7 protein-coding genes and 1 pseudogene are annotated in these 12,146 nt (G+C 69.7%); all 8 read right to left on the reverse strand.

Annotated features, from left to right (window positions below):
- Positions 1 to 262: 262 nt before the first annotated feature.
- Complete coding sequence (locus tag DKL51_RS33030; RefSeq protein WP_109944015.1) at positions 263 to 631, reverse strand: hypothetical protein; 369 nt, start codon at positions 629 to 631, stop codon at positions 263 to 265.
- Positions 567 to 1,910: an MFS transporter gene (locus tag DKL51_RS33035; protein WP_109944014.1), complete on the reverse strand. Its 1,344-nt coding sequence runs from the start codon at positions 1,908 to 1,910 to the stop codon at positions 567 to 569. Before DKL51_RS33035 ends, DKL51_RS33030 begins: the two co-directional genes overlap by 65 nt.
- The gene (locus tag DKL51_RS35975; RefSeq protein ID WP_207783792.1) at positions 1,885 to 2,499 is read right to left on the reverse strand and encodes an ArsR/SmtB family transcription factor; all 615 of its coding nucleotides are present in this window, start codon (positions 2,497 to 2,499) and stop codon (positions 1,885 to 1,887) included. The genes DKL51_RS33035 and DKL51_RS35975 overlap by 26 nt, the downstream gene beginning before the upstream one ends.
- Positions 2,500 to 2,613: 114 nt before the next feature.
- Positions 2,614 to 6,501 (reverse strand): DNA-directed RNA polymerase subunit beta', encoded by a 3,888-nt coding sequence (locus DKL51_RS33045; RefSeq protein ID WP_109944013.1) that lies wholly within the window; start codon positions 6,499 to 6,501, stop codon positions 2,614 to 2,616.
- Positions 6,502 to 6,582: 81 nt separating this feature from the next.
- Positions 6,583 to 10,014: a DNA-directed RNA polymerase subunit beta gene (rpoB, locus tag DKL51_RS33050; protein ID WP_109944012.1), complete on the reverse strand. Its 3,432-nt coding sequence runs from the start codon at positions 10,012 to 10,014 to the stop codon at positions 6,583 to 6,585.
- Positions 10,015 to 10,589: 575 nt separating this feature from the next.
- On the reverse strand, positions 10,590 to 10,973 hold the full coding sequence (gene rplL, locus DKL51_RS33055; protein ID WP_109944011.1) for a 50S ribosomal protein L7/L12: 384 nt from the start codon (positions 10,971 to 10,973) through the stop codon (positions 10,590 to 10,592).
- Positions 10,974 to 11,027: 54 nt separating this feature from the next.
- Positions 11,028 to 11,573 (reverse strand): 50S ribosomal protein L10, encoded by a 546-nt coding sequence (gene rplJ / locus DKL51_RS33060; RefSeq protein ID WP_124813218.1) that lies wholly within the window; start codon positions 11,571 to 11,573, stop codon positions 11,028 to 11,030.
- 344 nt (positions 11,574 to 11,917) lie between these two features.
- Positions 11,918 to 12,146, reverse strand: a pseudogene (locus tag DKL51_RS33065) (hypothetical protein); the annotation flags it as partial.

The raw sequence follows: 12,146 nt of genomic DNA on the forward strand, positions 1-12,146 counted from the left end.
CCCGACGGGGGCGACCTCCGGCGGCGCGGTCGGCCCCTCGTCGAACCCGGCGCCCGGCGGGGCCCACGGGTTCCTCGCGCCGGACTCGGCGGCGTCCGGACCGGCGGAGGGCCGCGGCGGTTCGCCTCCCGACGGCGGGGCCGGTTCCGTCACGAGGTCCTCCTGTCGACGCGCCTCGCCCACCGCCGTGCGGCGGACACCGGTCAGGCTACCGTCGCGGGTCCCGTCCACGGGGCCGGGCGCGGCCGCCTCCCTCGGGCGGTCAGTCCACGTTCGGGGCGTAGTCGTGCCCGAAGGGCGCGCCGGCGAGCCGCACCACGCCGATCACCACCGCCGTCACCACCGCGACGGCGACCAGCACCAGGCCGGCCCAGGCCAACCGCTCCCCCCGCCGCAGCCAGTCCCCGCCGGTCAGGAAGCCGCCCGAGGCGTACGCCTCCCGGCGGGCCTGCCGGGCCAACTGGAGGGCGATGGTCGACGGCACCACCCCGCCGATGAAGAGCCCGGTCAGCGCGCCGATCAGACCCAGGGCGAAGACGGCGCGGGCCTTCGTCGACCGGACCGGCTCAGGATCGAGCGGATGGCGCGGCCCGTGCTGGGCGACGGGCACCTGCCCGGGTGCGGTCGTCATGCCGTCCATCATGCCCCTCCGGATCGGCCGGCGGCCGCGGCGTGGCCGCCCGCTCCCCCACCGTGAACTCGCCACGGGTCGGCGCGAACCGCCCGGCCCGGAGCAGGAGGAGTGCGGCCAGCACCACCACGGCGGCCTCGGTGAGGAGAACGGCCCGGTAGTCGAGCACCCCGATCAGGTACGCCCCGAGCCCGATCGACGCGGTCTGCGGGACGGTGGTGGCCACCTCGAAGCCGGCGTACACCCGGCCCTGGAGCCGTTCGGGGGCACTCCGCTGGAGCAGGGTGAGCAGGGCGATCGCCATGATCGTCAGCCCGGCGCCGGAGCTGACCCGGCCGGCGAGGACCACGCCGAGCGCCGGGGTGGCGGCCAGCGCCGCGCCGATGGCCCAGCAGAGGAAGGCCACCGCGGCGACCCGGACCTCGCCGTACCTGCGGACGGCCCGAGCGCTGCCCAGCCCGCCGAGGACCGCGCCGGCTCCCTGCGCTGCCTGGAGCACCCCGAGGAACTCCGGAGCCCGCCCGAGGCCGCGCTCCACCACGGCGTACCCGGCCGACTCGCTGAACCCGAGCACCAGGGCGAGCACCACGGTCGCGAGCACCACCCGCCGCAGCAGCGGATGCCCGGCCAGGTGCCGGAAGCCGGCGCTCACCTCGCCCGACCAGTGCCGCAGGAAGCCGCCCGTCCGCGCCGCTGCCTCCGGCACCACGTCGGGGACCCGCAGCGACAGCAGCAGCACCGCTGCGGCGACGAACGTCGCCATGTCGAGCGCCGCGACCGCCGCGCCGCCGAGCAGCGCGTACAGGCCGGCCCCGGCGAGCGGGGCGAGCAGGCGCAGGCTCTCCCGGACGGTCCGCAGCAGCGCGTTCGCGTCGGCCAGCAACTCCTCGGGCAGCAGGCTGACCAGCAGGGCCGACTGGGCCGGCGCGATGACCAGGTTGAGGCAGCCGTACAGGAACATCACCGCGTAGATCAGCCCCACCTGGCCGGGACCGCGGACCGCCAGCAGCGGCAGCAGGATGACCGCGCCGGCGAGGTTCGCCACCACCAGCAGCCGGCGGCGCGGCAACCGGTCGGCGAGCATCCCGGCCAGCGGCGCCAGCAGCGCCGGGGCGGTGAAGAAGAGGAAGGTCAGGCCGGCGGCCCCGTTGCTGCCGGTCAGCTCCTTGACCCAGATCCCGCAGGCCAGCCACATCGAGGTGTCCCCGATCAGGGAGAGGGTCTGCCCGGTGAGGTAACGGCGGCCGCGCCGATCAGCCAGCAGCCGACGGGTCGACATCGGGCACCTCCGGCGACTCGACGGGGTAGCCGAAGAAGAGCAGTTCGACCGGGCGGGAGCCGGCCGGGCGGGCGGCCGGGTCGGTCCGCCGCCGGTCCGCGCGAGCCGTGACGTCGTCGACCAGCTCCCGGTACGCGGCGACGAAGTCAGTCAACTCCTCGGCGGTGAGGTGGAACAGGTGCTGCTGGCCGGTGGCGGCTTGGTACCACTCGCGGGGGTAGCTGGGGGCGTCGTCGACGAAGCGGCGGAGCCGCTGCAGGTACCGGTCGAGCAGCACCCGGTCGAGCGCCTGGGAGGCCCGGGTCCAGTCCGGGTCCTCCGGCCGGGCGGGCGCCGACCAGCCCCGCCGGGTCAGCCGCCAGGGCCGGGCCCGGCCGCGACCGCCGCCGGCCTCCTCGACGAAGCCGTAGCGGGCGAGCTGGCGCAGGTGGAAGGAGCAGGTGGTCGGGCTCTCCCCGATCAGCTCGCCGGCCTGGGTGGCGGTCAGCGGGCCGCCGCCGAGGGCCTCCATCAGGGCCAGTCGTACGGGATGACTCAGCGCCCGCAGCTCGCGGGCGTCGGTGAGGGTACGTTGCTGCTCGCTCTCCATGCCGTCGAGCGTAGTCTCTCGAGAGACTTCTTTCGAGAGCTTCCTCTTCACATCGCGTACCCGGAGACGCGGCGAGGCCCCCGGCGGATGCCGGGGGCCTCGTCGTTGCACTGCTTAGCGGTACGACCCGAAGTCGAAGTCGTCCAGCGGCACCGCCTGGCCGCTGGCCGGCCCGAAGCCGTAGTCGGTCTCCGGGTAGCCGGTCATCGAGTAGACCTTGGCCTTCGCCTCCTCGGTCGGCTCGACCCGGACGTTGCGGTACTTACTGATGCCCGTACCGGCCGGGATGAGCTTACCGATGATCACGTTCTCCTTGAGGCCGATCAGCGAGTCGCTGCGGGCGTGGATCGCCGCGTCCGTCAGCACCCGGGTGGTCTCCTGGAAGGAGGCCGCCGACAGCCAGGAGTCCGTGGCCAGCGAGGCCTTGGTGATACCCATCAGCACCGGGCGACCAGCGGCGGGCTCGCCACCCTCACCGACGAGTCGGCGGTTCTCCGACTCGAAGAGCGCCCGGTCGACCAGCACGCCCGGCAGGAACTCGGTCGAGCCGGAGTCGATGACCGTCACCCGCTTGAGCATCTGGCGGATGATGATCTCGATGTGCTTGTCGTGGATGAGCACACCCTGCGAGCGGTAGACCTCCTGGACCTCCTGGGTCAGGTGGACCTGGACCGCGCGCGGGCCGAGGATGCGCAGCAGCTCGTGCGGGTCGATGGTGCCCTCGGTGAGCTTCTCGCCGACCTCGACGTGATCGCCGTCGTGGGTACGCAGCCGCACCCGCTTGGAGATCTTGTCGTAGACGATCTCGTCGCTGCCGTCGTCCGGGATGACGATGATCTTCCGCGACCGCTCGCCGTCCTCGATCCGGATCCGACCCGGGGTGTCGGCGATGGGCGCCTTACCCTTCGGGACCCGGGCCTCGAAGATCTCCTGGACCCGGGGCAGACCCTGGGTGATGTCCTCACCCGCGACACCACCGGTGTGGAAGGTACGCATCGTCAGCTGGGTACCCGGCTCACCGATCGACTGGGCGGCGATGATGCCGACCGCCTCGCCGACGTCCACGGTCTTGCCGGTCGGCAGCGAGCGGCCGTAGCACGCACCGCAGACGCCCAGCTTCGACTCGCAGGTGAGCACGCTGCGCACCCGCACCGTCTCCGTCCCGGCGGCGACGATCTTGTCGACCAGGATGGAGTTGAGGTCCTGGCCCCGCTGGGCGACGACGGTGCCGTCCGGCCCCTTGATGTCGTCGGCCAGGGTCCGGGCGTGCACGCTGGTCTCGGCGTGCTCGTGCACGACCAGCTTGCCGTCGAGCCGCTCGCCGATCTGCATCGGGATGGCGCGGTCGGTGCCGCAGTCCTCCTCGCGGATGATGACGTCCTGCGAGACGTCCACCAGACGACGGGTCAGGTAACCCGAGTCGGCGGTACGCAGGGCGGTGTCCGCGAGACCCTTACGGGCACCGTGCGTGGAGATGAAGTACTCCAGCACGGACAGACCCTCCCGGTAGCTGGCCTTGATAGGCCGCGGGATGATCTCACCCTTCGGGTTGGCCACCAGACCACGGATCGCCGCGATCTGCCGGAGCTGGAGCAGGTTACCGCGGGCACCCGAGTTGATCATCTTCCACAGCGGGTTCTCCTGCGGCAGCGCGGTGTCCATCTCCTTGGCGACCTCGTTGGTCGCCTTGGTCCAGATCTCGATGAGCTCGCCGCGGCGCTCCTCGGCGGTCATCAGACCACGCTGGTACTGCTTGTCGATCCGGTCGGCTTCCTTCTCGTACCGCTCCAGGATCTCCCGCTTGCGCGGCGGAGCGATGACGTCCTCCATGCCGATGGTGACGCCGGACCAGGTGGCCCAGTGGAAACCGGCCTCCTTGAGCCCGTCGAGGGTGGCCGCGAGCGCCACCTTCGGGAAGCGCTCGGCGAGGTCGTTGACGATCGCGGAGAGCTGGCCCTTGCGGATCTCGTAGTTCACGAAGCGGTAGCCCGGCGGCAGCGTCTCGTTGAACAGGACCCGGCCCAGGGTGGTCTCCACCGTCACCGGCTCACCCTCGACCCAGCCCTCGGGCGCGACCCACGGCTCCGCGCCGGCGCCGTTGTCCACACCGACGATGCCGCGCAGCCGGATCCGGACCGGAGCCTGCAGGTGCAGCTCGCCGTTGTCGAACGCCATCCGGGCCTCGGCGTCCGAGCTGAACGCCCGGCCCTCGCCCTTCTCACCGGGGGTGAGGTGGGTGAGGTGGTACAGACCGATGACCATGTCCTGGGTGGGCATGGTGACCGGCTTGCCGTCGGCCGGCTTGAGGATGTTGTTCGACGACAGCATCAGGATCCGCGCCTCGGCCTGAGCCTCGGCGGACAGCGGCACGTGGACCGCCATCTGGTCACCGTCGAAGTCGGCGTTGAACGCGGTGCAGACCAGCGGGTGGATCTGGATGGCCTTGCCCTCGACCAACTGCGGCTCGAAGGCCTGGATGCCCAGACGGTGCAGGGTCGGCGCCCGGTTCAGCAGCACCGGGTGCTCGCCGATGACCTCTTCCAGCACGTCCCACACGACCGGCCGCTGCCGCTCGACCATCCGCTTGGCGGACTTGATGTTCTGCGCGTGGTTGAGGTCGACCAGCCGCTTCATCACGAACGGCTTGAACAGCTCCAGCGCCATCTGCTTGGGCAGGCCGCACTGGTGCAGCTTGAGCTTCGGGCCGACCACGATGACCGAACGGCCGGAGTAGTCGACGCGCTTGCCCAGCAGGTTCTGGCGGAACCGGCCCTGCTTGCCCTTGAGCATGTCGGACAGCGACTTGAGCGGACGGTTACCCGGACCGGTGACCGGCCGGCCGCGGCGGCCGTTGTCGAACAGCGCGTCGACGGCCTCCTGGAGCATCCGCTTCTCGTTGTTGACGATGATCTCGGGCGCGCCGAGGTCGATCAGCCGCTTGAGGCGGTTGTTCCGGTTGATCACGCGGCGGTACAGGTCGTTCAGGTCGGAGGTCGCGAAGCGGCCACCGTCCAGCTGCACCATCGGGCGCAGGTCCGGCGGGATGACCGGAACGCAGTCCAGCACCATGCCGAGCGGCGAGTTGCGGGTGTTCTGGAACGCCGCGACGACCTTCAGCCGCTTGAGCGCCCGGATCTTCCGCTGGCCCTTGCCGGAGCGAATGGTCTCGCGCAGGCTCTCGGCCTCGGCCTCGAGGTCCATGTTCTGGACCAGGGCCTTGATGGCCTCGGCGCCCATGCCGCCGGTGAAGTACTCGCCGAACCGGTCGCGCAGCTCGCGGTAGAGCAGCTCGTCCGTGACCAGCTGCTTCGGCTCGAGCTTGCGGAAGGTGTCGAGGACCTCGTCGAGGCGGTCGATCTCGCGCTGGGCCCGGTCGCGGATCTGGCGCATCTCGCGCTCTCCGCCCTCCTTGACCTTGCGCCGGACGTCCGCCTTGGCACCCTCGGCCTCCAGCTCGGCCAGGTCGGCCTCGAGCTTGGCGGCCCGCTTCTCGATCTCCGAGTCGCGGCTGTTCTCGGCCTGCCGCTTCTCGGCCAGGATCTCGTTCTCGATGGTCGAGAGGTCACGGTGGCGCGCTTCGGCGTCCACGCTCGTCACGACGTACGAGGCGAAGTAGATGATCTTCTCGAGGTCCTTGGGAGCGAGGTCCAGCAGGTAGCCCAGCCGGCTCGGCACGCCCTTGAAGTACCAGATGTGGGTCACCGGAGCGGCCAGCTCGATGTGCCCCATCCGCTCACGACGGACCTTGGAACGGGTCACCTCGACGCCGCAGCGCTCGCAGATGATGCCCTTGAAGCGGACCCGCTTGTACTTACCGCAGTAGCACTCCCAGTCCCGCTGCGGACCGAAGATCTTCTCGCAGAAGAGCCCGTCCTTTTCCGGCTTGAGCGTGCGGTAGTTGATCGTCTCGGGCTTCTTGACCTCACCGTGCGACCACTGACGGATGTCGTCAGCGGTGGCAAGGCCGATGCGCAGCTCGTCGAAGAAGTTGACGTCGAGCACTATGTCCCCTATGTCGTCGTCTGTACTGCTTAGCTAGTGGGTGGGGTCGGGAGCCGGCGAGCCGACTCCCGACCGCTCACCTCAGACCTCTTCGACCGAGCTCGGCTCGCGCCGGGACAGGTCGATGCCCAGCTCCTCCGCGGCCCGGAACACCTCGTCGTCGGTCTCGCGCATCTCCAGGGCCACACCGTCGCTGGAGAGCACCTCGACGTTGAGGCACAGCGACTGCAGCTCCTTGAGCAGCACCTTGAACGACTCCGGAATGCCCGGCTCGGGGATGTTCTCGCCCTTGACGATCGCCTCGTAGACCTTCACCCGGCCGAGGACGTCGTCGGACTTGATCGTCAGCAGCTCCTGCAGGGCGTAGGCGGCGCCGTACGCCTGCATCGCCCAGCACTCCATCTCACCGAAGCGCTGGCCACCGAACTGCGCCTTACCACCCAGCGGCTGCTGCGTGATCATCGAGTACGGGCCGGTCGACCGGGCGTGGATCTTGTCGTCGACCAGGTGGTTGAGCTTCAGGATGTAGATGTAGCCGACCGCGATCGGGTCCGGCAGCGGCTCGCCGGAGCGACCGTCGAACAGCTGCGCCTTGCCCGAGGAACCGATCAGCTGCTTGCCGTCCCGGTTGGGCAGGGTCGACGAGAGCAGACCGGAGATCTCCTCCTCGCGGGCACCGTCGAAGACCGGAGTGGCCACGTTGGTGTCCGGCTCGGACTCGTGGGCGTCGATCGAGCGCAGCTGCTTCTTCCACGCCGCGTCGTCGCCGTCCACGCTCCAACCGGTCTTGGCGACCCAGCCGAGGTGGGTCTCCAGGACCTGGCCGATGTTCATCCGGGAGGGCACACCCAGCGGGTTGAGCACGATGTCGACCGGGGTGCCGTCCTCGAGGAACGGCATGTCCTCGACCGGCAGGATCTTGGAGATGACGCCCTTGTTGCCGTGCCGGCCGGCGAGCTTGTCACCGTCCTGGATCTTGCGCTTCTGGGCGACGTAGACCCGGACCAGCTCGTTGACACCCGGCGGCAGCTCGTCGCCGTCCTCGCGGGAGAAGGTACGCACACCGATGACCGTGCCGGTCTCGCCGTGCGGCACCTTCAGCGAGGTGTCCCGGACCTCGCGCGCCTTCTCGCCGAAGATCGCGCGGAGCAGTCGCTCCTCCGGCGTCAGCTCGGTCTCGCCCTTCGGCGTGACCTTGCCGACCAGGATGTCGCCGGGGACGACCTCGGCGCCGATCCGGATGATGCCGCGCTCGTCGAGGTCAGCGAGCATCTCCTCGCTGACGTTCGGGATGTCGCGGGTGATCTCCTCCGGGCCGAGCTTGGTGTCCCGGGCGTCGACCTCGTGCTCCTCGATGTGGATCGAGGTCAGCACGTCCTGCTGCACGAGGCGCTGCGACAGGATGATCGCGTCCTCGTAGTTGTGGCCCTCCCAGCACATGAACGCCACCAGCAGGTTGCGCCCGAGCGCCATCTCGCCCTCGTCGGTGCACGGACCGTCGGCGATGACCTGACCGGCCTCGACGCGGTCGCCCTCGAAGACGACCGGCTTCTGGTTCACACAGGAGCCGGCGTTGGAGCGGCGGAACTTGTGCAGCAGGTACGTCCGACGGTGGCCGTCGTCCTGGTGGATCGTGACGTAGTCGGCGCAGAGGTCCTCGATCACACCGCCGACCTCGGCTACGACCACGTCGCCGGCGTCGACGGCCGCGCGGTACTCCATGCCGGTGCCGACCAGCGGAGCCTCGGCCTTGACCAGCGGCACCGCCTGACGCTGCATGTTCGCGCCCATCAGGGCACGGTTGGCGTCGTCGTGCTCGAGGAACGGGATCATCGCGGTCGCGACCGAGGTCATCTGCCGCGGCGAGACGTCCATGTAGTCGACGGCGCCGGGAACCACGTCCTCGGTCTCGCCGCCCTTACGGCGGCACAGGACCCGGTCCTCGGCGAACGTGCCGTCGGCCTTCAGCGGCGCGTTGGCCTGGGCCTTGACGAACCGGTCCTCCTCGTCCGCGGTCAGGTAGTCGATCTGGTCGGTGACCCGACCCTCGACGACCTTCCGGTACGGCGTCTCGATGAAGCCGAACGGGTTGACCCGGGCGAAGGTGGACAGGGCGCCGATCAGGCCGATGTTCGGGCCTTCCGGCGTCTCGATCGGGCACATCCGGCCGTAGTGGGACGGGTGCACGTCACGGACCTCGAAGCCGGCCCGCTCCCGGGACAGACCACCCGGGCCGAGCGCGCTCAGCCGGCGCCGGTGGGTCAGACCCGCCAGCGGGTTGGTCTGGTCCATGAACTGGGACAGCTGCGACGTGCCGAAGAACTCCTTGATCGCCGCCACCACCGGGCGGATGTTGATCAGGGTCTGCGGCGTGATCGCCTCGACGTCCTGGGTGGTCATCCGCTCGCGGACGACCCGCTCCATCCGGGACAGGCCGACCCGGACCTGGTTCTGGATCAGCTCGCCCACGGTACGCAGGCGCCGGTTGCCGAAGTGGTCGATGTCGTCGGCCTCGTAGCCCTCCTCACCGGCGTGCAGCCGGCAGAGGTACTCGACGGTGGCGACGATGTCGTCCTCGGTCAGCGTCCCGGTGGTGATCGGCACGTCGACTTCGAGCTTCTTGTTGAACTTGTAGCGCCCGACCTTGGCGACGTCGTACCGCTTCGGGTTGAAGAAGAGGTTGTCGAGCAGGGTCTGGGCGTTCTCACGGGTCGGCGGCTCGCCAGGGCGGAGCTTCCGGTAGATGTCGAGCAGCGCCTCGTCCTGGCCGGCGATGTGGTCCTTCTCGAGCGTGGTCATCATCAGCTCGGACCAGCCGAACTTCTCGCGGATCCGCTCCGCGGACCACCCGATGGCCTTGAGCAGGACGGTGACGGCCTGCCGGCGCTTACGGTCGATGCGGACGCCGACCGTGTCGCGCTTGTCGATGTCGAACTCCAGCCAGGCACCCCGGCTCGGGATGACCTTGACGCTGGAGAGGTCGCGGTCGGAGGTCTTGTCCGGCTGCTTGTCGAAGTAGACGCCCGGGGACCGGACGAGCTGACTGACCACGACGCGCTCGGTGCCGTTGATGACGAAGGTGCCCTTCGGCGTCATCATCGGGAAGTCACCCATGAACACCGTCTGGCTCTTGATCTCGCCAGTGGTGTTGTTGGTGAACTCCGCGGTCACGAACAGCGGCGCGCAGTAGGTGAGGTCCTTCTCCTTGCACTCCTCGATCGAGGCCTTCACCTCGTCGAAGCGCGGAGCCGAGAAGGAGAGCGACATGGTGCCGGAGAAGTCCTCAATGGGACTGATCTCCTCGAGGATCTCCGCGAGACCCGAGCGTGCGTGCGGGTCGTCCGCCGACCGGCCCTGCCAAGCCTCGTTGCCGACGAGCCAGTCAAAGGACTCGTTCTGAATGGCGAGGAGGTTGGGGACCTCGAGGTGTTCGGTGATCCTGCCGAATGAAACTCGGCGGGGAGCGAAAGCGCTCGACGTACGACTGGTCTTCGCAGGGCGGGAAGCTGCCAAGATGCGTCCTTCCGAGGACCGGTGCTGCAGAACGGCTGGTACGCGTGCACTCCAATGACCCCACCAGAAATATCCGCAAACGGACATTTCCGAGCAGGGGTCAAGTCGGAAGGCAGCGCAAACTAGCAGTGTAGCCGAGAGGCTAACCGCTGTCCAGCCCACCCCGCAGGTCATCGCGGAACTCGCCTCGGGACCCTGGAAAACCGGGTCTCACCGGGCCGCTCGGAACGCGATGTTCCTGCCGGGCCGCTCGGGTGCCGCGGCGCTGGTGCTGCCGCTGCCATTACCCAAGTGGTGGCCGTTGCAAGCGCGGAAGGTCTTGCTGGTGTCAGCGTGCCTGGCAGCCCGGGGCCGCGTCAAGGGCCGGTGACCGGTCGGGGTGTCTTTCCCGCCGTCGGGCTACCGCGGGGCGTCGCTGCGCGGTCGTCGGCCCGGCCGGCGGACGCCCTGCTCACGCCGCTGCCACCGGAACCCACCAAGCACAGCGGGCGGCGATCCGTTCCCGGATCACCGCCCGCCACGACGCGGTGTGCCCCGACTCACGCGAGCCGGACACGCGCAGGTCGTACCTCAGGTCACTTGAGGGTGACCTTGGCGCCCTCGCCCTCGAGCTTGGCCTTGGCCTTCTCGGCGGTCTCCTTGTTGGCCTTCTCCAGGACGGCCTTCGGAGCGGCCTCGACCAGGTCCTTGGCCTCCTTGAGGCCCAGGCCGGTCAGCTCACGCACGACCTTGATGACCTGGATCTTCTTGCCACCGTCGGCGTCGAGGATGACGTCGAACTCGTCCTTCTCCGGCTCGGCCTCGGCCGGGGCGGCACCCGGGGCGGCGGCGGCCATCGCGACCGGAGCCGCGGCGGTGACCTCGAAGGTCTCCTCGAACTGCTTCACGAACTCGGAGAGCTCGATCAGCGTCATCTCCTTGAACGCGTCGAGCAGCTCTTCGGTGCTGAGCTTCGCCATGTCTGGCGTCCTTTCTAAAAGTGAAAACTAAGAACGTGGGTGCGCCGGAGGGCCTCAGGCCGCCTCGGCGCCCTCCTTCTCGCGCTTGTCCGCCAGGGCGGCCGCCGCACGGGCGGCCTTGGAGAGCGGAGCCTGGAACAGGGCCGCGGCCTTGCTCAGGTTGCCCTTCATCGCGCCGGCCAGCTTGGCCAGCAGCACCTCACGGGACTCCAGGTCGGCGAGCTTCGTGACCTCGGCCGCGGTGATGGCCTTGCCCTCGAAGACACCGCCCTTGATGACGAGCTTCGGGTTGGCCTTCGCGAAGTCGCGAAGCCCCTTCGCCGCCTCGACGACGTCGCCCGAAACGAAAGTCAGCGCGGTAGGACCGGTGAACAGCTCGTCGAGGCCGGAGATGCCCGCCTCGGACGCCGCACGCTTGGCCAGCGTGTTCTTGGCGACCGTGTAGGTGGTCTCCTTGCCGAGCGAGCGCCGCAGCTGGGTGAGCTGGGAAACCGTCAGACCACGGTACTCGGTGAGCACCGCGGCTCCCGCGTTACGGAAGCTCTCGGTCAGCTCAGCGACGGCCGTGGCCTTGTCGGCCCGGATCGGCTTGTCCGCCATGTCCCTCCTCTCTCGTTGCTCGAGGCTGGTCGCCGCCGACGAGCGGAAGCTCTTCGACGGGGCCGGAGGCATCACGACAACGAGAAAAGCCCCGGCGCAGGGCGCACGGGGCGAGGGCCGGCACGATCACCATGGTCGGCGGACCACGGGAGGAACCGAGTTTCGCTTGCCGCCCTGCGCGGGTCGCCCGTCATCGCGGGACCTTCGACCGTGCCGAGGCACGGTGACCAGCGGTCTCTGGGTGGAACTACGCGACAAGGTTACGCGACGTGTCCCGATACCTCCAAATCGCCCCTCGAGTGGGCCCGGTCACCCCTTCCCCACCGTCCCGAGCGGCACGCCGATCAGGCCCGGACGCGGCGGCGCCAGGCGTAGCCGGCCAGCGCCACGGCCGCCCAGACCAGGGCCCAGGCGGTCAGCAGCAGGCCGGCGGAGACCGCGAGCGACCCGGTCAGCGCCCGGGCGGTCGCCATCACCGGCGGCACCAGCCACGGTGCGACCGAGCCGCCCAGGCCGAGGACCAGGGCGCCCACCGCGCCGACGGCGAGCACCGCCACGCCGTACCTCACGCCA

The organism is Micromonospora globispora, assembly GCF_003857015.1.
In the GTDB taxonomy this organism is placed as follows: Bacteria; Actinomycetota; Actinomycetes; order Mycobacteriales; family Micromonosporaceae; genus Micromonospora; species Micromonospora globispora.